The sequence below is a fragment of the Sphingobium sp. WR1 genome (genome assembly GCF_059693745.1).
The window spans coordinates 131,194-157,222 of the sequence record NZ_JCATID010000009.1 but is presented as its reverse complement, the minus strand read 5'-3'; the positions used below and the strand labels follow the sequence as shown (position 1 = coordinate 157,222).

Below are 26,029 nucleotides of genomic sequence, written 5' to 3'. Positions count from 1 at the left end.
TTGGGGTCAGGATCGGCCTATACAATATCGCGCGCCCTTGGCGAGAGGGTCAGCGCGACTTGGCCGGGTTCCAGGTCGTGACGGTGCGGCCGCGCATCGCCCTGAGCACGCCCTGCAAGGTGGCGGCATAGGCGATCAGCACGTCGACCACAGCCGCGAGCGGACCGCTTTTCGACCGGACGCCAATCCAGACAGCGAACACGACAATCAGCGCGCCCGCCATGGTGAGCATCGGCGAGAGGCGCAGCGCGAGCGCCCCGGCCGCCACCGCGCCGATCAGGATGAAGACGCCGCCGAACCAGCGGACGATCTTGCGCGAGGCATATTTGAAGCGGTCGATCGCGGCCATGTTCCGCAGTTGCGGGCGCAAGTGACGGTGCGTGTGCCAGGCGCGGGCGGCGATGCGGACCTTGCGCCGATATTCGTCCTTGCGCGCCGTCACCAGCCGTTCGCGGGCGATAACATTCTTGGCCTTTATCAATCGCTTACCTGAAAATACTACCGCCATGGACACGGTGAGATCGTCCAGGACGCTGTCGGGAAATTCGGGATAGAGGCTGCGCCGGATCGAGAAGATGGAGCCGTCCGCGCCCAGCACATTGCCGGTGCGCGATTCCTGATCCTTCAGCCTTTCCTCCAGCCGCCAGTAGAGCGAACCGACCGAGGCGGTCGCGCTTTCGTCCGCGCCGACATAGTGGAGAGAGCCGAGCACGCCGCCAATTTCCGGGTCCGCATAGCGGGCGAGCAGCCGCTCGACCGCTTCCTCGTCCAGCAGCACATTGGCGTCGGTGAAGATCAGCACATCCCCCCGCGCCCGCACCGCAAGCTGCTTCATGCCATGCGCCTTGCCGCTGCGGCCGGGACCGCGCAACAGGGTGACGAGGTCGCCTTGGCGCTCGATCAGGTCGCCGGTGCCGTCGGAGGAACCGTCATCGAAGGCGAGGCACTCCAGCGCCGGATAGCGGCGCTTCAACATCGCCAAATTGGCGAGCTTTTCCGGCATGGCGTCGGCTTCATTATAGGCACAGAACAGCAGAGACGCGCTGGGCGTGGGACCGGCGACCGGCTGTTCCGGCCGGGTCGGCAGCGCGCGCAGGATCAGCGGGTAGAAGAGAAAGGGCCAGGCCACCGCAATCAGGCAGAACAGCAGAAGCGCGGCGAGTGTCAGGTTGGTCGCCATCGGCTCAATAGGCCTTGTGGTGGACGAGTACGCCCAGGGTCGCGACGATGATCCGCAGGTCGCGCCAGATCGACCAGTCGCTGACATATTCCAGGTCGGAGCGCAGGCGGTCGATCAGATCCTGATGATGGTCGGTCGCGCCGCGATGGCCGCGCACCTGGGCAAGGCCGGTCATGCCCGGCTTGATGCAATGCCGTTCCCAGTAGCGGGCGTCGACCTCCCAATAGAGGCTGTCCCCGGCCTTGGCCGCGGCGGCGTGCGGACGCGGGCCGACGATGCTCATGTCGCCCTTCAGCACGTTGAAAAGCTGGGGCAGTTCATCGATGCTGGTCTTGCGCAGGAACGCGCCGACGCGGGTTACGCGGTCGTCGTCGCGCTTCGTCAAGGTCGCGGCCTTGTGGTCGCTCGCCTCGGCGCGCATCGACCGGAATTTGTAGATGGAGAAGGGCCGCGCATCCTTGCCGATGCGGGGCTGGCGGAAGAGGATCGGACCGGGGCTGGTCAGCTTCACCGCCAGCGCGGCGCCGATCAGGATCGGCGACAGCAGGATCGTGGCGAGACCGGCGACGAGCAGGTCGAACAGCCGCTTGATCAGGCGATCGCGGAACTGGAGCGGACCGCCCGCGACGATGATGGTGGGCTGGCCGTCAAATTCATCCACCCGCGCGGGGGCGAAGCGCAGCAGTTCGGGCACGACGATCTCGCCGCGCGCGGACAGCGACTTGAGCGCCGCCGACCAGTCGTCCATCCGTTCGAGCGGACAGGCGACAATCACCCGCTCCGCCATGCCGACCGCCGCCGCCAGCCGCGCCGCCATGTCGGCGTCATGCCGTTCGGGACGGAGATTGGCGGCGTCGGCCCGGATGATCTCCATATGCGGGCCGGTTTCAATGGCGATCCCGTCCATGATGACGGCGGTGAGGTGCGGCACGTCGCCCAGCAGGCTGACCGCCAGCCGCGCGACGGCGAGGCGGACCAGCGCCAGCGCGACCGCGCCCAGCACCAGCCCGGTGAGGAAGGTGAGACGGGAGAGTTGCTCGGCGATCTTGCCCAGATAGACGATCAGTAGCATCAGCAGCGCCGCCTGCGCCAGCGCCAGCAGCGCGCGGAAAATGCCGCGCCGGACATGATCCAGCGTGTTGATGCCATAGGCGCCGCCCTGCACCGCGAGCAGCGCGTAGAGCGGCGCGACCATGGCGAACATCACCAGCCCATGCGGCTTGCCCGGCTCGCCCCAGAGCGCACCCAGCACGAACCAGTTGGCCGCGAGGAAGGCGCAGAACAGCCCCGCCATGTCCCCCGCCAGACACAGCGCATAGAGCCGCAGCCGCACGATTTCCTTGGAGACTGTCACGGATGCGCCCTGATTTTCGCCATGCGTCCCGTTGGCACCGGCACGCGCGGGTTGCAAGGGGGCGATCTAAATGCAGTCACCCGTCGTGCAGACAGACAGCAGGCCGATGAAGGGCTGCGCAGCGACCGCTAGAATGACGTAGGTTGCCAACAGCGCCATCAGATACCCCTCCTTCCAGCGTGCAAATGGAGAGCCGAGAAGCCAGAAGCCGCTCATTCCCGCGGCGACTGAAAAGGAAGCAGTCATCGCAGCGGCAACATCGCCGCTCCAATGAGGACGCACAATATGCGCAAAGCCGAGCCAGACCAACCACGGCGCTGCCAACATCACACCGAACCCCAGCCAATTGCGCAACGTGTTACTCACACGCCGAACAATCGCGTCAGCGCCTTGTCCAGCATCAGCAATTGCCAGAGCAGCCGGCCGTGATCGGACAGGCCGGCACGATGATCGGCGGCGACCCTGGCCAGCATTCGGGTGTCGAACCAGCCGGTCTTCGCCAGCGCCGATCCGCCCGCGATCGCCGTCGCCTCCCCGGCCAGCGCGCCACGGAACCAGGCGCTGATCGGGGTCACGAAGCCCATTTTCTGGCGATAGAGAATGTCCTGCGGCAGGAACGGCTCCATCGCCTTCTTCATCAGATATTTGCCGCTGTTGCCGCGAATACGCTGGGCGACGGGCAGGCGGGCGGCGAATTCGACCAGCCGATAGTCGAGCAAAGGCTCGCGCGCCTCCAGGCTGACGGCCATGCTCATCCGGTCGGTCTTGGTCAATATGTCGCCGGGCAGCCAGATGCGGATGTCGGCATATTGCGCGCGGTCGAGCGGGTCGCGCGCGGGCGCCTGCGCCATCGCCCTGATATAGCGGTCCTCGGCCCGATAGGCGCCCAGGCGACTCTTCATCTCCTGGCTGAACAGGCGCTGGCGCAGGGCGTGCGCTGTCATGCCGACCGAGGTGGCATAGGCATCCCCCCCCTCGCCCGCCAGTTCGAGGAAGGTCGACTTGGCGCGCAGAACGCGGGGCGCCCAGTCGGCCTTGGGATAGTAGCGCCCCAATGCGCCGAACACAGGCTGGCGGACTGACGCGGGGACCATCGCGCGGAACCGCTCCCCCTGCATCTGGAAGCGGTGACGGCGATAGCCGGCGAACGCTTCGTCCGCGCCGTCGCCCGACAGCGCCACCTTCACCTGCTCGCGCGCCAGTTCGCAGACGCGATAGGTGGGGAGTGCGGAAGCGTCGGCGAAAGGCTCGTCGAAATGGAAGGAAAGCGTATCGATCAGCCCATAATCGTCGGGCGACACGATGCGGGAGCGATGGTCGGTGGCGAAGCGGCGGGCGACGCGATCGGCATAGGCGGTTTCATCGAGGCTGGCGACGTCGAAGCCGATGGTGCAGGTCTTGACCGCACGGGTCGAGGCTTCGGCCATCAGCGCGACGACGCTGCTGCTGTCGACGCCGCCGGAGAGAAACGCACCGAGCGGCACGTCCGCTACCATGCGCGAGCGGACCGCCTGCCGCATCAGCGCGACCAGTTCCTCCTCCAGCGCTTCGGGTTTCGCCTTGCTGCGGTCGGCGAAACTGACGTCCCAGTAGCGTTGCGGCTGCGGCAGAGCGCGGCCGCGCACCAGCCGCAGCGTTTCGCCCGCGCCCAGCTTGCGCACGCCGGCCACCAGACAGGCGTCGTCGGGGACATAGCCATAGGCCATATAATCCTCGACCGCCGACAGGTCCGGCGCGCGGCGCAGCAGCGGATGGGCGAGCAGACTCTTCAATTCCGATCCGAAGATCAGGCTGCCGTCGGACAGCAGCGCATAGTGAAGCGGCTTCACCCCCAGCCGGTCGCGCGCCAGCCAGAGCGACTGGGCGCGCGCATCGAACAGGGCGAAGGCGAACATGCCGTTGAAGCGGTGGACGCACTCCTCGCCCCATTGGCGATAGCCGTGGAGGATGACTTCGGTATCGCTATGGGTGCGGAAGACATGGCCCTTCGCCTCCAGTTCCGCGCGCACTTCCGCGAAATTGTAGATTTCGCCGTTGAAGACGACGGCGAGGCTTTCATCCTCGGTCAGCATAGGCTGCGCGCCGCCGGCCAGGTCGATGATCGACAGACGCAGATGGCCCAGCCCCACGCCCGGCGCGGTCCAGATGCCGCTGCCGTCCGGGCCGCGATGCGGCATCACGTCCAGCATGGCGCGGACCCGCGCGGGATCGACCGGCTTGGCCGTTTCGAGATGGAAGATGCCCGCTATGCCGCACATGCGAACGATCTCTAGCGGATGCCGATGCTGCGGTCAGCCAAAACCCGCACATCGCCCAGATCGGTCAGGAAGGCGGATATAGCGGCGTCCGAAGAATGTCCTTCGCCCTCCTCCGCCGACACGAGGATGGCGATGGCGCGCTGGTCCTGCCCCAGCAGGCGGGCCTTCATGGTTTCCAGCTTCACCGTCGGCTTGCTGCCGGTCGGGGCGCCGCCGCCCACGACGTAGAAGCTCACCACATGGCGCACCACCGGGCCGGGTGCGGTGATCTGCTCGCCGCGCGCATCGGCGGGCGCGCGGGCGGGCGAGGACCAGACCCACAGGCTGTCGGGATCGGCCGCGCCCTGGCCAAAGCCGACCAGTTCGCGCTGGTCCTCCTGCCGGGCATAGGTGGCGATGGCGAGGTCCACCACCTGCCCGCGCGCATTGCGATAGCGGCCGCTGACATAATGGTCCGCGCCGTCGAAGCGCGCTTTCCAGGGATAGGCCTGTCGCGCGTCGGTGCGGGTCCAGCCCTGAACCGCGGGCATATGCAGCACGGGCGGCAGCGGATCGGCGGCGGCGGCGGTGGCGGCGAGCCAGAGCGGCGCGGCGATCACCAGCGCCAGCGCGCCGCCCGCGACCTTGCCCACCGGGCCGCCGCGCTCGCCTTCGCGCTGGAGGGCGCGCGGGTCGAACCAGGGGTCGCCGGGCTTGCGGTCGAAGAAGGGCCAGGCGGTCGCCATGACGATGATCATGATGATGGCGAAGAAGACCCAGCCATAGACGACATGGTCGAAGCCGACCGCCGCGTCGACCGTGGTCAAATGAGCGACGAGGATCGTGGCGAAGGCGCGCACGCCATTGGCCAGCACCGACAGGCCAAGCGCGCCCGCCATGAAAAGGAGGCGGCGGGGCCAGCTATTGAAGCAGACATTGCACACCAGCGCGCCATAGGCGGTCATGGCGATCAGGAATTTCGCGCCGGAACAGGCTTCGGCAACCTCGAAATAGCCGGTCGGCGTGGTGATGAAGATGCCCTCCATATGCGCCGGCACGCCCGACAGGTCGAGCAGCAGCATGGCGAGCCGCGCCGTCAGCAATTGCAGCGGCGGCACAATCTCCTCACCGAAGGGGACCATGAAGAAGGCGTAGAAGAGCGGGAAGAGCAGCGCGCGGGCGACGGCCGGGCCGAGCAGCGCGATGGTCGCGCCCTGAAGCATGACGATAAGGGCGCCATGGCGGATCATCGCCACCCCCGCCGCCGCGCCGAGCAGCCAGGCGAAGGCGCCCGCCCCCAGCCAGAGCAGTCCCGGCGCCCAGGCGACCGGCCGCAACTGGCGCAGGCCGGGCAGGCGCTGCTGCACCAGCCAGGCGATGAGGATGGGAATGAACAGGCAATGGCCGAAGGTGGAGGCGTTCCACCAGATCGACACCATGGTCCAGACATCGTCGAGGAACAGCGACAGGATGACGAACGCGACGACGCCGAGCGCGGTGAGATGGCCGCGCCAGCCGGTCAGGTCGACCAGCGGCAACCGGTCGGGCGTCAGCGCGCGTTCCGTCATGTCACGGCGTCCGCGACCGAAGCGCGGCCGAACAACAGGTCGGGCAGCCGGTCGAGTGTCGCCGACCAGCGATAGCGTTCTTCCATCCGCGCCCGCCCTGCCTGCCCCAGCGTGGCCGCGCGGGCTGGATCGGCGAGCAGGGCGATGATCTTTTCCGCTTCCTGCGCGGGATCATCGGCGACCAGCAATTGCGCGCCATGGCAAGCGTCTATGCCTTCGGCCGCCTGCGACGAGGCGACGACCGGACGGGCCATCGCCATGGCCTCCAGCACCTTGTTCTGGATGCCGCGCGCGATTCGCAGCGGCGCGACGACCACGTCCGCCGCCGCCAGCCAGCCGCGCACGTCGGGCACGCCGCCAGTCACGATCACGCCGGGAAGGTCGGCCAGCGCCTGCACCGACGTTACCGGATTGCGCCCGACAATGGCGAAGCGGGCATCGGGATGGGCGACGCGGATGGCGGGCAGGGTATCGCGGGCGAAACTCTCCACCGCCTCGACATTGGGGCGATAATCCATCTGGCCGGTGAAGACGAGCAGCCGCCCCTGCCCAGCGTCCACGGACGAAAAATCGGCGGCGGGGTCGAAATAGTCGAGTGCGACGCCATTCTCGATCGTGACCACGCGATCGGAATCGAGGCCGGTGGCGGCGCGGAACATCTGCGCCTCCGCCTCGCTCACGAAGCTGGAAACGGCGGCGCGTTCCGCGATGGCCCGTTCGAAATCGAACAGCAGCCGGCCTTCGCGCCGGTTGATCCAGGCCATGGGGCCACTGCCCTGCGCGCCATAGGTCGCATATTTGGCCGAATCGAAATCGACGAAATCCATCATGAAGCGGATATCGGGCGGCAGCATCGGCACGAAATGCGCCATCTGCGCCGAATAGGCGAAGACGGCGCGGATCGGCCGCTCGGCGAGCGTGCGGGCGACCCACTGGTGCAGCCCCGGATGGTCGAACAGCGCGATCAGCAACGACTGGCGTTTCGCGAGGCCGGTGAGGCCGGCGACGACCCTGGACCGATCGCGCATCAGCACGCACTGGCTGGCGGCGACGTGCCGTAGCTCGTCCGAAAACCCCATGTCGCGGTCATCGTCGGCGAAGCAGCCGACATGGACGGCGCTTTCCTCCGCCAGCCGCTTCAGCAGGTGAAAGGAACGGATCTTGTCGCCCCGATCCGGCGGAAAGGGGATGCGGTGGCAGAGGAAGAGGATGTCGCCCTTCACCCCAGCCCTCGCGCGATATGCGGGCCGATCAGGTTGGCCAGGGGCAAGGGCAGTTTCTTCCAATATTCGATCCGCCGCTGATATCGGGCGCTGTTGGGGTCGACATCGCGCCGGGCGCCATCCGCCGACCAGCCATGATAGACAAGGGGGAGCGGATCGAAGCCGAAGCTCTTCTTCCACGCCGCCTGACCGCTGCCGACCTTCGACCGGCCGAAGTCGAACAGGGTCATGCCGCGCGTCCGGGCATGGCCTATCAGCCGAAAATACATGAGTTCATTGGACCGCAGCCGCCGCGCGTCGCCGATGCCGCCGCCCCAATAGGGCATGACCCGCCCGGCATGATAAAGGCTGAGCACCGCCGAAACCGGCCTGTCCCTTTCGCGCACGATCAATATGTCGGCGTCCGTCCCGAACCGCTCCAGCACGGCGCGGAACAGCCGCGCGGGAAAGACCGGCGTGCCGAGGTTGCGGACGCTGGTGGCATAGACATGATAATGATCGCGCAGATGACGCGGATCGCGGCCCACATCGACCGTCAGATCGGCATTGGCCAGCGCCTTGCGCAATTCGGCGCGATGCTTGCGCGGGATCGCCAGCAGTTCCGCTTCCTCGTCGCTGGCGATCGGACGGACGAAGCCGACATGCTGGCCCTCGCGCCGCTCCCAGTCCGCGCCCGGCACGGCGCCGCCGCGCAGTTCCAGCGACAGATTGCCACGTTCCCGCGCCAGTTCCCGCGCCGCCAGGGCGAGGGCGGCGACGGCGCGCTCGTCATCCGCCACTATGCCGCCGTCGACGGCGAAGCCGGTCGATACCAATGCCTGTCCGAACAGGGCGCTCTTGATGTGGTGGAGCGGCAGGAGGCCGACGATCCGGCCCGACGGCGCGATGGCGGCCAGCGGCAAGGCGCGGTTGCCCGTCGCCTCCTCGATCGCGGAAAGCCAGGCGGGTCGGTGGAACGGCGTCCCTTCGGCATGGGCCATCACATAGGCGTCGACCGCCGCCGCCTGCACCGGATCGCGCAGGTCGAGCATGGTTACGGAAAGATCGGCGTCCGTCCCGGCGGTCATGCCGCGCGCGCCGCTTCGGCGTCGGCCAGCGCGTCGACGCGCGTCCAGGCGAAGTCGCGCGTCAGGCGACGCAGCTTCGCCGCCATGACCGACAGGTTGCTGTAATGGCGCAGGCGCGAGCGCAGCGGCGCTCCGGCAACGCGCGGCTGACCGGGATCGATTTCCCAGGGATGGAAATAGATGATCGCGGGCCGCCCAGCCTGTTCATTGACCTGGCGGATCGCCCAGCGGGAAAAACCATAGGGCAGCAGGCGGAAAAAGCCCCCGCCCCCCGCGGCCAGCGTGCGCCCGCCCCATTTGGCGGTCGTCACCGGCAGTTCCACCAGCGGCGAATCCTTGAGCGGTTTCCAGGCGAAGCGCGGGGAGTCGGGCCAGCCATAGTGATCGTGCCGGATCGGCGCGACGCTGGAGGAATAGCGATAACCCTCTTCGGCCAATATCCGATGCGCCCAGGGGGTGCGCGGATCGATCGAGAAGCTGGGCGCGCGATAGCCGGTCACGGCCTGCCCGCTCGCATCCTCCAGCAGGGCGCGCGCCTTGCGCAGGTCGGCGCGAAACTGGTCGGGGGTGAAGGTGAAGACGCGCGCATGGTCATAGCCATGGCTCGCCACCTCATGCCCTGCCTCGACAATGCGGCGCATCAACGCCGGATAACGCTCCGCCACCCAGCCCAGGGTGAAGAAGGTCGCCTTGACATCCGCCTGCGCGAACAGGTCCAGCACCGCGTCGGTGTTGCCTTCGACGCGATGGGCCAGCCCGTCCCAGTCGGCACGGTCGATCGTGCGCTCGAAAGCGCCGACCTGGAACCAGTCCTCCACATCGACGGACAGGGCGTTGCGCATATGTCCCTCACTCAGCCTTCGGTCAATGCGCGCGGGCGACGGCGGCGTCCTGTTCGGCGTCGACCATCCGGTCTTCGCGCTCCACCCATTCGACCAGCATGGTCAGCACCCGGCGCAGCGCGGTATCCTGCTCCTCGGCCCGGAATTCCAGGGTGGAGAGGCGTTCCTCGACCAGGGTGAAACAATCCTTGAGCGCTTCGGGGTCGATGGTCGGCGCGGGCGCGCCGAACGGCGCGTGCGCCTGCACCGCGCGGAGCGAGGCGATCTCGGCGCGCAGGGCGGCGATTTCCTCCTGCATGTCGCGACGCAGGGCGTCGAGCGTTTCCGCCGGATCAGCCTCCTCGACCGGATCGATCGTCTCGTCAAAGGCGTCGACCGGCTCGACTTCCTCTTCCGTCAGCACGTCCGGCTCTGCTGCGGCGAGAGGTTCGTCCGCTGCGTCGATGGCGTCGGCCGATTCCGGTTCTTCGGCGGCGGGTTCCGCGAAGGGCGCCGCGAACCGCGCGAACGGGATCACCCGTTCATCGTCTGCCTTTTCCCCATGATCGAAGCCGTTGGCGACATGCGCGGCGGAAAGGAAACGCGGCGCATCGTCAGGCTCATGCGCGGCCATCAGTTCGTCCTCGCCCGGGTCAAAGGTCGGCCAGGCCGGTTCGGCGGCTTCCTCCGGCTCCGCCGGTTCCTCGACCAGATCGAGCGCCGAAGGCGTCATCGGTTCGGGCCGCGCGTCGACGTCCAGCCCCATGTCGGCGACCACCGCAGCCACGACATCGGCGTCGATGTCGTGCAGTTGCTCGATCGCGCCCAGCAGCAGGACGCGGCTGACCAGCGCGTTGAGGCGACGGGGCACGCCGCCGGTCGCGGCGTAAAGCGCGGCGAAGGCGGCCGGGGTGAAAGCCGGATCGCCGGTCCAGCCCGCCACCCCCAGCCGATGCAGGATATAGGGTTCGACCTCGCGCGGCATCATCGGTTCGAGATGATGGGTGGCGATGACGCGCTGACGCAGCTGCTCCAGCTCCGGGGATGCGAGCAGGTCGCGAAATTCCGGCTGACCGAGCAGGAAAATCTGAAGCAGCGACTGGCCGCCCAACTGGAAGTTGGACAACATGCGCAGTTCCTCGATCGCCGAGACGCCCAGATTCTGGCCTTCATCGACGATCAGCAGGCTGCGCCGCCCGGCGCGCGCCTGGCCATGAAGAAAGCTCTCGATCCGTTGCAGCGTCGCTGCCTTCGTCAGGCCGTCCGTCTCCAGGCCGAAGCTCTGCGCGGCGAGGCGCAGCATGTCGTCGCCCTCGACCTGCGTCGACACGATCTTGACCGCGGTCAGGCGCGACGGGTCGATCGTCTGCATCAGATGGCCGACCAAAGTGGTCTTGCCCGCGCCGATATCGCCGGTGATGACGATGAAGCCTTCCCCCTGGGCCAGACCGTAGCCTAGATAGGACAGCGCCTTGCGGTGGGTCGCGCTCTCGAAATAATAATGCGGGTCCGGCGTCAGCTGGAACGGGCGGCCCTGCAATCCGTAGAATTGATCATACATATCTTCGTCTCCCAGGGCCGGCTAGAAGCTGTAGCGCAGGCCGACCTGCCCCATGGCGCTGATCACCGTGTCGAAATCATCGGCCTTGGCTCCGTCGATGCCGACGGACGCCGATGCCGACAGACGGCGACTCAACCCCTTGAAATAGCTGGTGAAGGCGCCGTAATTGAGAATATCGGGCCGTGCGTCGCTGGCGTCGAAATAGTTGATGTAGACGACCGTATTGATGCTGTCGCTATTGTTGAACATATAGGTCATCGACGCATTGCCGAACCAGTTTTCGTCCCTTGAGCCGCGGATAAACACCGTCTGGCCCTGCGGCGTGATGAACTTGCGCTGCGAATAGCCCGCGCCCACACCCCAGCCCCAGGGACCGCGCCGCAGCGCATATTGGGCCGACACGCCGCGATAGCGGAAATTGGCGCCGGTGATGCCCGACAGCGCGTCGTTGAAGCACTGGCCGCCGCCGGTCGCCGAGAAGGCGCAGCCGGTGAGGTCGCCGGTGAAGGGATTGCGCACGACATTGAGGTTGCTGCCCGACAGCGCGGCGACGTCACCCATGATCATCCGGCCGAAACTGTCGATCCCGTCGAACACGACCAGCGCGAAATTGCTGTCGCGACCCTGCCAGAGGAAGCTGCCCTGATAGGTCATGCCGCCATAGCGTTCGCCCACGCGCGCCTGGAGCGAGGTGCGATGGCTGGGCCGCCAGAGGACACCGACGTCCCAGATGATGTCGTCAAATTCATAGACCAAAGCGCGCGGCGAACTTTCGTCGGTGACGTAGCGGCCGTTGCGGATGACGGGCGCGCCATCATCGTCCAGCAACGGCGAACGCTGGCTGATCTCGATATTCTCATAGCCGATGCCGCCGACCAGCGCGACGGTGCGCGACACCGGCAAGGTGGCGTCCAGCCGGCCCCAGGCGTCCTCGAACCGCTGGTCGAGCTGGCTCGCATCCTCGCGGTCATAGCCGGCGCTGGCGGTCAGGCCCACCGGCAGCACGGTGCCGGGCGCGAAGCCGACCGAGCCGAGCAGGCTGTGGCTCCAGCTGTCCGCGAAGGAACCGCTGGGCAGCGCGCCGGGGATGTCCGCATTGAGGTCATCGTCGACCCGTGCATAGCCCAGGCGATAGGAGCCGTTGACGGTGAAATCGCCAAGCTGCGTCGTATAGGACGGGCCGACATAGCCGGCATAGACCTGGCTGGTATAGCTGTCGTTGAGCGCGGTCGCGCCCGACAGGCCGTCGGTCCGCACCCGCGTCGCAAGGCCCCCGGCATTGAGCGACAGGCCGCGCGCGACATTGACGCGCGTGCTCAATATGCCGCTGATGACGTCCTGATCGGTCGCCTGGCTGCCCCAGCCGAAGCTGTGATTATATTGCGCGTCGATGGTCGCTTCCACGCGGCGGTTGCGCACCTCCGCCGTCACGCCCGCCGTGACGTTGGTGTATGTCAGCACATCGCCCTCACCCTTGAGCGGCGCCATCACCACCTGATCGATGCCCAGATAGGGCACGACCCTGAGGCGCTGGTCCTGCCGGGACGATTGCGCGTGCGCCGGCAGGGCCATGGCCGCCAGCGCGAAAAAGGACGCACCCGAAATCCAGTGGCGCCTGCTCATGCCTGCGCTTCCCCCTTGGCATAATAGCTGCCGAAGCGACGGCTGCCGGTGAAGCGGACGGCGTTGAGCAGCAGTCGCACCTGCGCGCCGCCCTTCAGCATCGTGGCCGCTTCGCGCAGGGCGCTCTCGCTCGTCCGGTCGGCGCGCACGACCAGCAGCGCGATCGCGGCATGGCTGGCGAGCACGGCCGCGGGCGAGGCCGCGAGCAAGGGCGGCGAATCGAAGATCAGGATGCGTTCGGGGCGCCCTTCGGTCAGCCGCGAAAGCAGCTGCCGGGTCCGGGCGGAGGCCAGATATTCGGTATCGTTGTTGCTGCGCGCGCCGGCCGGCAGCACCGACAGCGAGGGCAGGTCGGTGCGGATGATGATATCCTCGATCGCGATCGACGGATCGGCGAGCGCGTCCATGAGGCCAGGCCCACCGGTCAGGCCCAGCTTGTCCGGGATGCCCGGCTTGCCGAAATCGGCATCGATCAGCAGGATTTCCCGGTCCTTTTCCGCCGCCAGGCTGAGCGCCAGATTGATCGCGCAGAAGCTCTTGCCGTCGCCGCTATGCGCGGAGCAGACGAGGATGCGGTTGCCGCCCGGATTGGCCTGCAACTGCGCCAGAAGGTCGCGCTTGAGCAGGCGGAACTCCTCGCTCATCGCGGTCACGGGGCCGTCGGGTTGCAGATAGCCCGCCTGCGCCAGCGCCATGCGGTCGATCGGCTGGATCGGCCCGGTCCAGGCTGGCGCGCGATCAAGGGGTGCGGGGCCCGGCGGCGACGCAGCGGGTCCCACCGGCGCGATGGGCGCCGGCGGCAGATCGGCCGACACATCGACCCTGGGCGCGGCGCGGCCTTTCAGCGCGGCATTGAAGTCGTAAATCTCGGTCGCGCGTTCGATCAGCGATCCGCGCCCCTTGGTGGAGCCATGCTGGTTCATCGGGTCGCGCTCCTTCACGCCATGCCACGCTGGACGAATTCGACGACGATCAGCAGCAGGCAGACGGCGGCCAAGCCGCCGCTCGCCCCTGCGAACCATTTGAGGCGCTGCTTTTCGACCGCCATCTGCGCGGCATTGCGCATCTGGCTGATCGATCCGGCGACGGGCAGGCCCACCGCCTTTTCGAGCCGCGCGGCGGTCGGGAAGGTGCCCTGGAGCTGCCCCATGGCGAAGGCGACGCCGACGCCGGCGCCGATGCCGACGATCAGCACGCCGAGCAGCAGCAACGGACGATTGGGCGCGGCCGGTGCGGTCGGGGCGCTGGGCGGCTGGATGACGCGGAACTGAACCGATCCGGTTTCCGTCTTCACCTCGCCGCGCAGGCGGATCTCCTCCCGGTCGGCCATCAGCTTGTCATATTGGGTCTTGAGCGCCGCATAGTCGCTGTCGAGCTTTTCCTGTTCGGACGCGATGCCCGGTTCGTCGACCTGCTTCGACATCATGATGTTGAGATCGCTCTGCAACTGGGCCTTGCGGGTCTGGAGCGCCTGCACGGTCGCGGCGCGTTCCGCCTGCATCGACTTGATCGACAGATAGGCGGGATTGGGCGTGCCGCCGGCTCCGCCCGCGCTGCCGCCGCCACCTGCGCGGCGCAGGGCGTCGACTTCCCGCTGGGCGGCGATCACGTCGGGATGGCTGGCGGTCCAGCCGCGCGCGCGCATCGAGGCGAGATTAGCCTGCGCCTGCGCCAGCGGCGATGCCCCGCCCGACGCGCCGACGCCCGGCAGCGTCTGGGGCGTGCCCGCGAGCTGGCCGTTCATCGCCGACAGAGCGCTTTGCGCCTGGACGAGCTGCGAATCGATATTGCTGATCTCCGCGCGGGCGGCGTCCATGCGCTGGCTGATCGATCCCGCGCCCGGCAACAGGCCGATATAGCGCTGGGTAAATTCGACGCGGCGCTGGTCGGCCGCCTCCAACTGCTTGGCGCGGGCGGCGAGCTGCTGGTCGAGGAAAGCCAGGCTCTGCTTGGTCTGGCTGCGGTCGCCCGACAGATTTTCCTCCTGGAAGATGTCGATCAGCTTCTGCACCACCTGCTGGGCGATGCGCGCATTGGCCCCGTCCGACAGGCCCGAATCGGCGGAGATGGCGCTGATGTCGATCATGCTGGGATCAGCCTGCGCCATGACGGTGATATTTTCGCGCAGGGTCGTGATCTTCGCGGCGATGTCGCGCGGGCCGGACACGCTCTGCGACAGGTCGGTTCCACGCACGACCTTTTCCAGATTTTCCGCGCTCGCCAGCGTGTTGCGCACGCGGTCCAGATCCTGCTGCGACTGGACCTGGGTGATGCCCATCTTGTCTTCCAGCAGCGACTGGGTGTTCACATAGACCCGCGCCTTGGACTGGTAGCTGTTGGGGATCAGCGCCACGCCCAGCCAGCCGAGCATACACAGGCCCCAGGCCACGCCCAGCGCAATCCAGCGCCGGTTCCAGATGCCGTGCAGCAGGACCAGCAATTCGTCGTAAAGCCCCGCCATGGTCAGAACATGCTTTCCGGAATGATGATGACGTCGCCGGGCGCCAACATGACGTTGGCCTTGGTGTCGCCCTTCTTGAGCAGGTCGTTCAGGCGGACCTGATATTCCTTCTGCTTGCCCGTATCCTTGTCGAAACGGACCAGCCGCGCCCGATTGCCGGCGGCATATTCGCTAAGGCCGCCTACCGCAATCATGGCGTCGAGCAGCGTCATGTTCGCGCGATAGGGAATGGAGGCCGGCTTTTCGGTCGCGCCGACGATCCGCACCTGCTGGCTGAAGGTGCCGCTGAAATTGTTGACGATCACCGACACCAACGGATTTTCGATATATTGGGTAAGCGCCAGCTTGATGTCGTCGGCCAGCATCTTGGGCGTCTTGCCTACGGCCGGCATGTCGGTGATCAAAGGCGTGGTGATGCGGCCGTCGGGGCGCACCTGCACCTTGGCGCCCAGTTCGGGATTGCGCCAGACAAAGATGGTGAGATCATCGAGCGGGCCGATGACATATTCCTCGCCCGGCCCCTCCTGCGTGGAAACGAACGATGCCGGGGGCAATTGCGGCCCGGAGGGCGCGGACGCGCAGCCCGACAAGGCGACGGCGGGCAATGACGCACCGAGCAGAAGCCTGGAAACCGACAGGAAACGCATAATCTCACCCCTTATCGCGGCCCCGCGCGACAGGCCGCCAAAGAGGTGAAGGCGGATCATCGGCGCGGGGCTTTGGGACTCTTCTTCCCGCAAAAGGGTAAAGATACCGTTAGGAGTCAAGTCATGCACAAATCAGCCAAGTAAAACTTCATGGGGACTTGGGTGCCCCAGAAATGCCGTGGGGCTGGCCGATGCGCCATAAGCGCCGGCGAGGAAGAGGACGATGAGGTCGCCTTCCTCCACCGGCGGCAGCGCCACCTTGTCGCCCAGCCGGTCGATCGGCGTGCAGAGGCATCCCACCACCGTCACCGGGTCGGCTGCAGGCGCGGCGCCGAAACGGTTGGCGACGGCGATCGGATAGTTGCGCCGCACGACAGTACCGAAATTGCCGCTGGCGGCGAGCTGATGATGCAGGCCGCCATCGACCACGACGAAGGTTTCGCCCTGGCTGACCTTCACGTCGACCACGCGGGTTAGGTAGACGCCCGCCTCCCCGACCAGCCAGCGCCCCAGTTCGATCGCGAAACCGCTGTCGCGCAGAATGTCGGCGCGCGCCTCCAGCGCCGTGTCGAGCGCCACGCCGATCGGCCGGATGTCGAGCCGCACGTCGCCGGGGAAATAGGGAATGCCGAAGCCGCCGCCGAGATTGACCAGCGGCGGGGTCGCGCCGACTTCGTCCGACAGGCGGGCGGCCAGCGCGATGGTCGCCGCCTGCGTCTCGATGATCGCCAGGGAATCGAGATTCTGGCTGCCCGCGAAGATATGCCAGCCCTGCCAGAGCGCCCCGGCGTCGATCACCATGCGCGCCAGCGCCGCCGCCCGGTCTGCATCGACGCCGAACGGCTTGGCCCCGCCGCCCATGCGCATACCCGATCCCTTGAGATCGAAATCCGGGTTGACCCGGACGGCGAGGCGCGGCGTCTTGCCGATCGCGTCGGCCACGGCCAGCGCGCGGCGCGCCTCCCCTTCCGATTCGAGATTGATGGTCACGCCCGCGAAGATGGCGGCGGACAGTTCGTCATTGCGCTTGCCAGGCCCGGCGAAGCTGATGCGATCGGGCGCCATGCCGGCTTCGAGCGCCATGTCCAGTTCGCCGCCCGAGGCGACGTCGAAGCCGTCGACCCGATGCGCCATGCGCGCCAGCAGCGGCGCATAGGGATTGGCCTTCACCGCATAATGAAGATGCACCGCGTCCGGGATCGCAGCCCGGAAATCCCGAACCTGCGCCTCCACAATGTCCATGTCATAGGCGAACAGCGGCGTGTCGCCGGCTTCATCGACCAGGCTTTCCGCGCCGCAGCCGCCGATCAGCAGCATGTCGTCCTCCGCGGTGGCCCAGGACGGAATCGGGCCCATGGGCTTCATGCGCCATGCTCCCCGGCGAGCGCGACCCGGTCGATCTTGCCATTGGGATTGCGGGGAAATTCGGGAAGCACGATGATATCCTTGGGCTGCATGAAATTGGGCAGTTCGATCTTGAGGTGCGCGGCGACGGCATCGGTGACGGCGGGATCAGCGGCGCGCAGCAGCAGGCGCACCGCCTGCCCCAGCCGATCATCCCTGACGCCCAGCGCGACCGCTTCGGCCACGCCCGGCACGGCGACGGCCGCCTCCTCTATCTCGGTCGGGCTGATGCGGTTGCCGGCCGACTTGATCATCGCATCGTCGCGGCCGACGAAATAGAGCAGGCCTTGGCGGTCGCGCCGCACCGTGTCGCCCGACCATACCGCCATGCCGCCATAGCGCGACACGGCCGGCGCGGGCTTGAAGCGCTCGGCCGTGCGCGCCGGATCGCGCCAATAGCCCCGCGCCACGAGCGGGCCGCAATGGACCAGCTCGCCCGGCTCGTCGGCATCAGTCAGACTGCCGTCCGGGCGGACGACCAATATCTCGGCAAAGGGAATGGCGCCGCCCATCGAATCGGGATGGCTGTCAACCAGGGCAGGCGGCAGATAAGTGGAGCGGAACGCCTCCGTCAGGCCATACATGGGATAGAGATCGGCCTGCGGAAAAAGCGTCCGCAGCTTTGCCACCAAAGGCCTGGTCAGCGCGCCGCCGCTGTTGGTGAGGCGTTTGAGTTTCGCCGCCACGTCCGCGGGCCAGTCCAGTTCCGCCAATTGCACCCAGAGCGGCGGCACCCCGGCCAGCGTCGTGATGTCGCGCCGGTCGACCAGCTTCATGACGTCGCGCGGTGTCAGATAGTCCAGCGGATAGACGCAGCCCCCGGCATACCAGGTGGAAAGCAGCTGGTTCTGGCCATAGTCGAAGCTGAAAGGCAGGACACAGGCGGTGCGATCCTGCGGCGTCAGCTTCAGATAGTCCGCCACCGCCACCGCGCCCAGCCAGAGATTGGCATGGGTCAGCACCACGCCCTTGGGACGCCCGGTCGATCCGCTGGTGTAGAGGATAGCCGCCAGATCGTCGGGCCGCGCATTCGACGGGCCGATCGCCTGCCCGCCGCTCATGGCGCCGGCGGCGTCATCCTCGCGATGCAGTCGGCAGCCCGCGGGCACGTCGCCCGGCTGGAGGCTGTCGAGCCGGGCCGACGTGCCGATCAGCAGCATCGCGCCGCTATCCTCCAGAATATGGGCGACCTGGCGGTGCTTGAGCAGTGGATTGATCGGCACATGGACAAGGCCGGCGCGCGGCGCGGCCAGCGGCATCAGCGCCGCCACCGGCCCCTTGGCCATCCAGCTGGCGACGCGCGCGCCCGGCTCCAGCCCGAATCCCGCCAGCCAGCCGGCCAGCCGACCCAATGTCTCTTCCAGCTCGGCATAGCTGTAGCTGCCCGAACGTCCGTCCAGCGCAAGGCGCGCCGGATCGCCACGCAGCAGCAGATGGTCGAGCGGACGCACCTGCGCGCCGTCGATCATGGGGAAAATGTCAGTCACGGCCGCTTAACTCCCCAAGCGCTTAACCCCATGTGCAGATTCTTCTCCTATGCGTATCGTGACAGGGCGGAGATAGTCGGTTGCAGGCGTCAAGGGAATATCACAGCCTCAAGGAAGTGCGGCAGGCGCTCGCCGGCCGGCTGGATCGCGCCCATGCGCCCGGCCTGTTCGACCGGCTCGACTGGTTCGAGGCGCTGCACCGCCATTGCTTTCGCGACACGCCCGTCCGTGTCGTCGCGGCAGAGGATGGTGGCGCAGAGGCCTGGCTGTTCCTCCTGTCTCCCGACGCGCGGCGCGTCAGCGCGCTCGCCAACTGGTATAGTTTTGCCTGGGCGCCGATCTTTCTTGGCGCGCCCGACGTGGGGCGTCAGCAACAGCTGCTCGAAGCGATCGCGGGTGCGCTGCTGGCAAACCATGCGCAGATTGACCTTTATCCGCTGGAGGAAAGCGCGCTGCTCGTCGTAGCGCTGCGCCGCGCGGGCTGGCTTACGGTGCAGCGGCCCATGGGCGCGCGCCATGTGCTGCCGGTGGAAGGACGCAGCTTCGCCGACTATTGGGCCACGCGCCCCGGCCGCCTGCGCAACCTGGTCCGGCGCAAGGGACGGAACAGTCCCTACGCCCTGTCGATCAGCGAAAGGCTGACCGACGATCTGTGGCGCGACTATGTCGATGTCCATGCGCATAGCTGGAAGGAGGCGGAGCCTGAAGGCGGCCTCCATTTCCTGCGCGATCTGGCCGAGCGGGAAAGCGCGGCGGGCACGCTGCGGCTGGGCTTTGCGCGGCGGGACGGGCGAGCGGTGGCGACCCAGCTGTGGACCATCGACAATGGCGTCGCGCTGATCCACAAGCTGAGCCACGACAGCGCGTTCGACGGCGGATCGCCCGGCACGCTGCTCAGCCACAGGATGTTCGCGCGGGCGATAGACGAGGAGCAGGTCGATCTGATCGACTATGGCACCGGCGACAATGGCTACAAGACCGACTGGATGGAACGGCGGGTGACGCTCCACCGGATCGACGCCTTCAACCCGCGCTTCGCGTCCGCCTGGCTGCCCGCGGCGCGGACCGCCATTTCCGCGCTTGTAGGTTAGGCCGCGCACCTCTATCTAGACGCGCATCATGCGGGCGCAACATTCTCAGCCGGACGACCGGACCATCCCTGTGGAAGACCAGATGCGGGCGCTGCTGCGCGACGCGCTTGGCCTGTCGCAGGAGCGGGTCGACGCCTTCGACGCGGACACGCCGTTGTTCGGCGCGCTGCCGGAACTGGACTCCATGGCGGTCGCCGGGCTACTCACCGAGATCGAGGATCGCTTCCACATCCTGATCGAGGATGAGGATATCGACGGCGACACGTTCGAGACGTTCGGGGCGCTGGTGGCGTTCGCGCAGGGCAAGCTGGGCTGAAGCCCCCGGACGCTTTGATCAGGCGTCCACCAGTTCCTCGAAATCGACTTCGGCCAGGAATTTTTCGACGTCGAGCGCGGCCATGCAGCCCATGCCGGCAGCGGTCACGGCCTGGCGGTAGATTTTGTCGGTGACATCGCCCGCCGCGAAGACGCCGGGAATGGCGGTGCGGGTCGTGCCCTTTTCCACCACGATATAGCCCTCGTCGAGCGGCAGCTTGCCTTCGAACAATTCGGTCGCAGGGTGATGGCCGATCGCGACGAAGCCGCCGTCGGTCGACACATGCGACTTTTCGCCGGTGACGGTGTCGATCAGGTCGACGCCGACCAGTCCTTCGGGCGTGCCGCCGCCGACGAAGCGGTCGACGGCCTTGTTCCACAGCAGCTTGATATTCGGATGGGCGTGGAGACGCTGCTGGAGGATCTTCTCGGCGCGCAGCGTGTCGCGGCGATGGATCAGGGTCACGTCATGGCTGTGATTGGTGAGGTAGAGCGCCTCCTCAACCGCGGTGTTGCCGCCGCCGATCACCACCACCTTCTTGCCGCGATAGAAGAAGCCGTCGCAGGTGGCGCAGGCGCTGACGCCCTTGCCTTGCAGATGCTCCTCGCCCGGAACGCCCAGCCATTTGGCCTGCGCGCCGGTGCAGATGACCAAAGTGTCGGCGACATAGAGGGCGCCGCTGTCGCCTGTCAGGCGGAAGGGGCGTTGCGACAGATCGATATCGACGATCTGGTCATACATCATCTGCGCGCCGACATGCTCTGCCTGGGCCTGCATCTGCTCCATCAGCCACGGCCCCTGGATCACGTCCTTGAAGCCGGGATAATTTTCCACGTCGGTCGTGATGGTGAGCTGACCGCCCGGCTGCATACCCTGCACCACGATCGGCGCCAGACCCGCGCGCGCGCCATAGATGGCGGCGGAAAGGCCCGCCGGGCCGGAACCGAGGATCAACATGCGGGTGCTGTGGGTGGCGGTCATATCAGGCTTTCAAACTGCGATTCGGACAAGGCGACAGAGATAGGCGGCGCGCGCGGAGGCGCAAGCCAAGGATTTGCCTGGGTGGGTGGAAGCAGGGCTGTGGCGGGCGTGGCGGGGCGATCCGACGCGCGCCTGAAGTCACTGTCCTGAAGTTCACAGCGTCGTGGCACGCAAATTCAGCCATTTGCGTGCCGATTGCGCCCGCAACGCGCCCCCGACGCGCCCCCGACGCGCCACATGGGTCAGCGCGACGCTCCACCGACGCGTCGGATGGGTCACGGTCGCGCGCCTGTCGGGTCATGATCAAACCGATGCGGCCAATGGAGGGCCAGCGGGATGGGAACGGGTTGATGAAGGGGTCGTCCGACAGGGTAGATCAGAGAAAATCCTACATTGACAGTGTTTTGTCGCGCGGACGGAAAGCAGCAGGATGCCGAGTCGAACCCGGCATGGCGGGATATGGCTGGAGGCGAGCAGAAATTGCCGTTTAGCTGGGGTCGCATGCCCTCTGATTGCAGACGTTCCGTCGGGCTGTAGCCTCATGGGATGAGGTTATACCTTCCGCAGCTATTTATCACCGCGTTTCATTTGAGTGGCACGTTCTTTATCAACATTGTCGAGTACCGTTGTCCAATTAGCCAACCAATCCACGCGGACAGAACTCAATCGTGCGCCTTTTTCCTCCTGCATAGGTGGAGCACACTGACCAATCGTAAATATCGCCTGCCGCAATCCCATTTCACGCAATCGCACCATCACTACACTTGCACGTTCGTTGGCCAAGAACGGCTTGATGTCAACTTCGGGATCGACACGTCCGCAGACCTGCCAAATCTGAAGCTGTGGATATAGCTTCTCAAAATATTTGATCGTCTCAAGAGATTCATGCGCACTGACGTCAAATTCGATTGAGTTCGGTTTGAAGAAAATGTAGATAGCAGGAGGAGGTGTTTCAGGAGTGCTCGCAACAGCCGGTATCTCTACCATGACGGCGACGAAAGCCAAAAGTGCGCGAGTTTTGATTTTCATGCCTCGTCTCCATACACTGCCAGTGACGTATCAATCCTGTCATCTGATCCCAATAGCCGACATTCCGTAATCACCCATCCCTGCCGGATCATTATCGGAGCAAGTTTCCTCGTCAGGTGGCGAGGTTCGTCGGGATTATCCCCTAAACATCGCCTTCATCGCCTGTTCCCACGGCCCGCCGCGATAGTGCCAGGCGGCGAGGCCCGCGATCGCCAGCGGGCGCGGGCGGAAGTCTTGCCGCAAATCCTCAGCCAGCGCCCTCGCCTCTTCCGGCGCGACCTTGTTCTGGACGGTGATGTGCAGGCGCGGACGCGCCTGGTCCTGCGGCGTCAGCAGGGCGGCGAAGGCGTCGGCCAAATCCTCGCGCATCATCATCAGGTCCGGGCTGTCGATGCGATAGGCGACGCCCCGCCCCAGCAGCATCACCTCCGTCAGCCGCGCATCCGGCGCCCGACCGGCGCAGAGCCGCTTCAGCCGCGTCGCCAGTTCTTCGAGGAGCGAGGGCGGCAGATGGTGGAAAAGCGTCACATGCGCCGGCAACAGATTGCGATCGGGCGGATAATGGGCGCGGCGCAGCCCGTCCGCCCAGGCGAAATCGGCTGCTCCCATCAGCGCGGTGACGATGATCGGCGCATTCATGGACGGCGTTCCCCGATGCCCCTGCCGCCCCGCTTCCGCTCCAGGCGAACAGGTTGTATCATCCCGCCAAGACGGCCACGCAACATCGGGCCGTCCCTATGGGAGGGAAATATCATGCCGGCACCACGATCCTTCATCCTCATCGCCATAATGTTCCTGCTCTGGAACCTCATGGGCCTCGCATCCTTCGTCATGCAATATATGATGGACGTGAACGAACTGGCCAAGACCGATCCGGCGGGCGCCAAGGCCTTTGCCGCCATGCCCGGCTGGCTGTGGCTGGTCTACGCGGTCGCCGTGCTGGCCGGGACCGGCGGCGCCATCGCCCTGCTGATACGCAAGAAGGCGGCGGTGCCGCTGTTCCTGCTGTCGCTGGTCGCGGTGGTCGTGCAGTTCGGCTATGTCTTCCTGGCGACCGACCTGATCGCGGCGAAGGGCGTGGTGGTGGCGATGGCCTTCCCGCTGCTGATCTTCGTGATCGCGATCATCCAGTGGCGTTATGCGACGGCGCAGGCGGCGAAGGGGGTGCTGCGCTGATCATCGGTCGGGATCAGGTCAAAGCTCGCCGCGGGCGCGCCTGATCTCGAACCATTTGCGCACATTCTCATTATGCTGCTGGTAGGTGTCGGCGAAGATATGGCCGCCCTTCCCGTCGGCGACGAAATAGAGCGCGTTCGTTTCCGCCGGGTGCAGCACCGCGAGGATGGAGAGCCGGCCCGGATTGGCGATCGGCCCCTTGGGCAGACCCACCATGGCGTAGGTGTTGTAATCATTGACCGCCGCGATTTCCGACTTGCGGATGCGGCGGCCCAGTGGCTTGCCCTTGGTGATCGGGTAGATGATCGTCGGGTCGGCCTGAAGCATCATATTCTTGCGCAGGCGATTGCCGTAGACGCCCGCCACCGTCGGCCGCTCGGCGGGAACGCCGGTTTCCTTCTCGACGATGCTGGCGAGGATGATGGCTTCCCTGGGCGTCTTCGCGATCGTGTTGGCGGCGCGCCCGGCCCAGAGCTGGGCAAGCAGCCTGTCCATCGCGCCCTGCATCCGTTTCAGCACGGCCGCGCGCTGCTCCCCCTTTTCGAAGGCATAGCTGTCTGGCAGCACGCTGCCCTCTTCGGGCACCTGTATGTCGCCGGTCAGCTGGTCATTCGCCATCAGCCGCTCATAGACCAGAATCGACGGCATCCCCTCCGGTATGGTCACGAGCCGGGTCAGCGTCTTGCCGCCCTGAAGGATGGCGAGGATGTCGCTGTTGCTGGCGCCGGCGGGGATGACGAACTCGCCCGCCTTGATCGACTTGCCCGCGCCGAAGACCTTGGCGCGGGTCAGGAAGGCGTCGGCCGAGCGCACCACGCCCGCCCGTTTGAGCAGCACCGCCGCGTCCGACAGGGTCGCCCCTTCGGGCACGGTGATGCTGATCTGCTTCGCCGCCGGTCCTTTCTCCGTCCAGCCATGGACGAAGCGGAAGGCGACGAAGGCGGCGAAGGCCAGGCCGATCAGGAGGATGATGCAGCCCATGCGTCGCATGGGATTGGCGCTGGATCGTCTTGCCATGCCCGTCAGCCCATGGCGTCATTGCGAGCGGAGCGAAGCAATCCATGTGAGTAACACTGGATTGCTTCGCTCCGCTCGCAATGACGATTCACTGTCAGATCGCCTTCATGATCAGCGACGCGTTGGTGCCGCCGAAACCGAAGCTGTTGTTCAGCACCGCACGCACCTTGCGCTCCTTGGCGACGTGCGGGACCAGGTCCACGCCCTTGCAGCTTTCGCTCGGTTCGTCGAGGTTGAGCGTCGGCGGCACGATCTGGTCGCGCATGGCGAGGATGCAGAAGATGCTCTCCACCGCGCCCGCGCCACCCAGAAGATGGCCGATGGCGGACTTGGTGGACGACATCGACATGGAGCCGAGATGATCGCCGAACAGGCGCTTGACCGCGCCCAGTTCCAGTTCGTCGCCGAGCGGCGTCGAGGTGCCGTGGGCGTTCACATAGTCGATGTCTTCGAGGGACAGGCCCGACTTCTTGAGCGCCATCTGCATCGAGCGGAAGCCGCCATTACCCTCCGGGTGCGGCGCGGTGACATGATAGGCGTCGCCCGACAGGCCGTAGCCGATCACTTCGGCATAGATTTTCGCGCCGCGCGCCTTGGCCCGCTCATATTCCTCCAGCACGACCACGCCCGCGCCTTCGCCCATGACGAAGCCGTCGCGGTTGACGTCATAGGGCCGCGACGCCTTTTCCGGCGTGTCGTTGAAGCCGGTCGACAGCGCGCGCGCCTGGGCGAAGCCGGCGATGCCGATCGGGCAGATCGCGCTTTCCGCGCCGCCCGCCAGCATGACGTCGGCATCATCCATCGCGATCATGCGCGCGGCGTCGCCGATCGAGTGGGCGCCGGTCGAACAGGCGGTGACGACGGCATGGTTCGGACCCATCAGGCCATATTTGATCGACACCTGGCCAGAGATCAGGTTGATGAGGCGGCCATGGACGAAGTGCGGCGACACGCGGCTGGGGCCCTTGTTGGCCAGCACCAGCGATTCGCTTTCGATGCCCGGCAGGCCGCCAATGCCCGAGCCGATCGAACAGCCGGCGCGCAGCCGTTCTTCCTCGCTCATATTGTCGAGACCCGCGTCGCGCAGCGCTTCGCTGGCGGCGGAAATGCCATAGACGATGAAGGGATCGACCTGGCGCTGGATCTTGTGGTCGACGTCCAGCGAGGCATCATAGCCATATTCGTGATCGGCCGGCTTCACCTCGCAGGCGATGCGGCATTTATACTCGCTGGCGTCGAAGCGCTGGATCGTCGCCGCGCCCGATTTCGACGCGATGATGTTCTTCCAGCTGGTTTCGACATTCCCGCCCAGCGGGCTGACCATGCCAAGGCCGGTGACGACGACACGACGCATATCCTAGCTCCGAATTACCTATGGGCTTTGTGCCGCCCATGTAGCCATTTGCAACGCGCTTGTGAACGGCGCGCCAGATACGAAAAGGCTCCCCAAGCTCCGGGATCGCCGGACAGGAGGAGCCGTCTCTTGAACCTAAGGACGGCCCTTCCCCGGTGGGATCGGGCCGCGGAAGGCCTTACTGCTTGCTGTCGATATAGTCGATCGCATCCTTGACGGTGGCGATCTTTTCAGCCGCATCGTCGGGGATTTCGACACCGAATTCTTCTTCGAACGCCATGACGAGTTCAACGATGTCCAGGCTGTCAGCGCCCAGATCGTCAATGAAGCTGGCGTCCTCAGTCACCTTCTCGGCTTCGACGCCCAGATGCTCGACGACGATTTTCTTTACGCGATCCGCGGTCTCACTCATGAGTGGTCCTTCTTACTGGG

Annotated in this window: 25 protein-coding genes; 3 read left to right on the top strand and 22 right to left on the bottom strand. The window is 66.2% G+C overall.

Features of this window, described 5'->3' with window-relative positions:
• Positions 1 to 49: 49 nt before the first annotated feature.
• The 15 genes from AC58EF_RS13085 to AC58EF_RS13015 all read right to left on the bottom strand — a co-directional run bounded on the left by AC58EF_RS13085 (position 50) and on the right by AC58EF_RS13015 (position 18,615).
• A complete protein-coding gene (locus tag AC58EF_RS13085; protein WP_497276759.1) occupies positions 50 to 1,180 on the bottom strand; it encodes a glycosyltransferase family 2 protein in 1,131 nt (376 codons plus the stop codon).
• A 4-nt stretch (positions 1,181 to 1,184) separates the two neighbouring features.
• Positions 1,185 to 2,534, bottom strand: a complete 1,350-nt coding sequence (locus AC58EF_RS13080; protein WP_497276757.1) for a sugar transferase — start codon at positions 2,532 to 2,534, stop codon at positions 1,185 to 1,187.
• 66 nt (positions 2,535 to 2,600) lie between these two features.
• Positions 2,601 to 2,900 carry a hypothetical protein gene (locus AC58EF_RS13075; RefSeq protein WP_497276756.1) on the bottom strand — a complete coding sequence of 100 codons (300 nt, stop codon included), beginning with the start codon at positions 2,898 to 2,900 and terminating at the stop codon, positions 2,601 to 2,603.
• Complete coding sequence (locus AC58EF_RS13070) at positions 2,897 to 4,792, bottom strand: XrtA/PEP-CTERM system amidotransferase (RefSeq protein WP_497276755.1); 1,896 nt, start codon at positions 4,790 to 4,792, stop codon at positions 2,897 to 2,899. Before AC58EF_RS13070 ends, AC58EF_RS13075 begins: the two co-directional genes overlap by 4 nt.
• Positions 4,793 to 4,803: 11 nt before the next feature.
• Positions 4,804 to 6,339, bottom strand: coding sequence for an exosortase A (gene xrtA / locus AC58EF_RS13065; RefSeq protein WP_497276754.1), 1,536 nt, complete (start codon positions 6,337 to 6,339; stop codon positions 4,804 to 4,806).
• Positions 6,336 to 7,562, bottom strand: coding sequence for a TIGR03087 family PEP-CTERM/XrtA system glycosyltransferase (locus tag AC58EF_RS13060; RefSeq protein WP_497276753.1), 1,227 nt, complete (start codon positions 7,560 to 7,562; stop codon positions 6,336 to 6,338). Before AC58EF_RS13060 ends, xrtA begins: the two co-directional genes overlap by 4 nt.
• Positions 7,559 to 8,629, bottom strand: coding sequence for a FemAB family XrtA/PEP-CTERM system-associated protein (locus tag AC58EF_RS13055; RefSeq protein ID WP_497276752.1), 1,071 nt, complete (start codon positions 8,627 to 8,629; stop codon positions 7,559 to 7,561). Before AC58EF_RS13055 ends, AC58EF_RS13060 begins: the two co-directional genes overlap by 4 nt.
• Positions 8,626 to 9,471, bottom strand: a complete 846-nt coding sequence (locus AC58EF_RS13050) for an XrtA system polysaccharide deacetylase (RefSeq protein ID WP_497276751.1) — start codon at positions 9,469 to 9,471, stop codon at positions 8,626 to 8,628. The genes AC58EF_RS13055 and AC58EF_RS13050 overlap by 4 nt, the downstream gene beginning before the upstream one ends.
• 22 nt (positions 9,472 to 9,493) lie before the next feature.
• On the bottom strand, positions 9,494 to 11,011 hold the full coding sequence (locus AC58EF_RS13045; protein ID WP_497276750.1) for an XrtA/PEP-CTERM system-associated ATPase: 1,518 nt from the start codon (positions 11,009 to 11,011) through the stop codon (positions 9,494 to 9,496).
• Positions 11,012 to 11,032: 21 nt separating this feature from the next.
• A complete protein-coding gene (locus AC58EF_RS13040) occupies positions 11,033 to 12,634 on the bottom strand; it encodes a hypothetical protein (protein ID WP_497276749.1) in 1,602 nt (533 codons plus the stop codon).
• On the bottom strand, positions 12,631 to 13,557 hold the full coding sequence (locus tag AC58EF_RS13035; protein WP_497276748.1) for a P-loop NTPase: 927 nt from the start codon (positions 13,555 to 13,557) through the stop codon (positions 12,631 to 12,633). Before AC58EF_RS13035 ends, AC58EF_RS13040 begins: the two co-directional genes overlap by 4 nt.
• Positions 13,558 to 13,571: 14 nt before the next feature.
• Positions 13,572 to 15,095, bottom strand: a complete 1,524-nt coding sequence (locus AC58EF_RS13030; RefSeq protein WP_497276746.1) for an XrtA system polysaccharide chain length determinant — start codon at positions 15,093 to 15,095, stop codon at positions 13,572 to 13,574.
• A 2-nt stretch (positions 15,096 to 15,097) separates the two neighbouring features.
• Positions 15,098 to 15,742 carry an XrtA/PEP-CTERM system exopolysaccharide export protein gene (locus tag AC58EF_RS13025; RefSeq protein WP_497276778.1) on the bottom strand — a complete coding sequence of 215 codons (645 nt, stop codon included), beginning with the start codon at positions 15,740 to 15,742 and terminating at the stop codon, positions 15,098 to 15,100.
• A 132-nt stretch (positions 15,743 to 15,874) separates the two neighbouring features.
• Positions 15,875 to 17,107, bottom strand: a complete 1,233-nt coding sequence (locus AC58EF_RS13020) for a pyridoxal-dependent decarboxylase, exosortase A system-associated (protein WP_497276745.1) — start codon at positions 17,105 to 17,107, stop codon at positions 15,875 to 15,877.
• The gene (locus tag AC58EF_RS13015) at positions 17,104 to 18,615 is read right to left on the bottom strand and encodes an acyl-CoA ligase (AMP-forming), exosortase A system-associated (protein ID WP_497276777.1); all 1,512 of its coding nucleotides are present in this window, start codon (positions 18,613 to 18,615) and stop codon (positions 17,104 to 17,106) included. The genes AC58EF_RS13020 and AC58EF_RS13015 overlap by 4 nt, the downstream gene beginning before the upstream one ends.
• Positions 18,616 to 18,713: 98 nt before the next feature.
• Between AC58EF_RS13015 and AC58EF_RS13010 the strand changes: the two genes are divergently transcribed.
• Entirely contained in the window at positions 18,714 to 19,724 is a 1,011-nt protein-coding gene (locus AC58EF_RS13010; protein ID WP_497276744.1) for a GNAT family N-acetyltransferase, read from the top strand.
• A gap of 28 nt (positions 19,725 to 19,752) precedes the next feature.
• The gene (locus AC58EF_RS13005; RefSeq protein ID WP_497276743.1) at positions 19,753 to 20,040 is read left to right on the top strand and encodes an acyl carrier protein; all 288 of its coding nucleotides are present in this window, start codon (positions 19,753 to 19,755) and stop codon (positions 20,038 to 20,040) included.
• An 18-nt stretch (positions 20,041 to 20,058) separates the two neighbouring features.
• Here the strand turns inward: AC58EF_RS13005 and trxB are convergent, their stop codons facing one another.
• From trxB to AC58EF_RS12985, 4 genes are all read right to left on the bottom strand, one after another.
• Positions 20,059 to 21,021 (bottom strand): thioredoxin-disulfide reductase, encoded by a 963-nt coding sequence (trxB, locus tag AC58EF_RS13000; protein WP_497276742.1) that lies wholly within the window; start codon positions 21,019 to 21,021, stop codon positions 20,059 to 20,061.
• 153 nt (positions 21,022 to 21,174) lie between these two features.
• Positions 21,175 to 21,300, bottom strand: coding sequence for a hypothetical protein (locus tag AC58EF_RS12995; protein WP_497276741.1), 126 nt, complete (start codon positions 21,298 to 21,300; stop codon positions 21,175 to 21,177).
• Between the two features lie 288 nt (positions 21,301 to 21,588).
• On the bottom strand, positions 21,589 to 22,050 hold the full coding sequence (locus tag AC58EF_RS12990; RefSeq protein ID WP_497276740.1) for a hypothetical protein: 462 nt from the start codon (positions 22,048 to 22,050) through the stop codon (positions 21,589 to 21,591).
• A 135-nt stretch (positions 22,051 to 22,185) separates the two neighbouring features.
• Complete coding sequence (locus AC58EF_RS12985) at positions 22,186 to 22,689, bottom strand: 2'-5' RNA ligase family protein (protein ID WP_497276739.1); 504 nt, start codon at positions 22,687 to 22,689, stop codon at positions 22,186 to 22,188.
• Positions 22,690 to 22,803: 114 nt separating this feature from the next.
• Here AC58EF_RS12985 and AC58EF_RS12980 point away from each other — a divergent pair, with 114 nt between their 5' ends.
• On the top strand, positions 22,804 to 23,226 hold the full coding sequence (locus tag AC58EF_RS12980; RefSeq protein ID WP_497276738.1) for a sugar transporter: 423 nt from the start codon (positions 22,804 to 22,806) through the stop codon (positions 23,224 to 23,226).
• An 18-nt stretch (positions 23,227 to 23,244) separates the two neighbouring features.
• Here the strand turns inward: AC58EF_RS12980 and mltG are convergent, their stop codons facing one another.
• The 3 genes from mltG to AC58EF_RS12965 all read right to left on the bottom strand — a co-directional run bounded on the left by mltG (position 23,245) and on the right by AC58EF_RS12965 (position 26,009).
• The gene (gene mltG, locus AC58EF_RS12975; protein ID WP_497276776.1) at positions 23,245 to 24,216 is read right to left on the bottom strand and encodes an endolytic transglycosylase MltG; all 972 of its coding nucleotides are present in this window, start codon (positions 24,214 to 24,216) and stop codon (positions 23,245 to 23,247) included.
• 121 nt (positions 24,217 to 24,337) lie between these two features.
• Positions 24,338 to 25,597 carry a beta-ketoacyl-ACP synthase II gene (gene fabF / locus AC58EF_RS12970; protein ID WP_497276736.1) on the bottom strand — a complete coding sequence of 420 codons (1,260 nt, stop codon included), beginning with the start codon at positions 25,595 to 25,597 and terminating at the stop codon, positions 24,338 to 24,340.
• A gap of 178 nt (positions 25,598 to 25,775) precedes the next feature.
• Entirely contained in the window at positions 25,776 to 26,009 is a 234-nt protein-coding gene (locus AC58EF_RS12965; protein WP_007689016.1) for an acyl carrier protein, read from the bottom strand.
• Positions 26,010 to 26,029 lie beyond the last annotated feature (20 nt).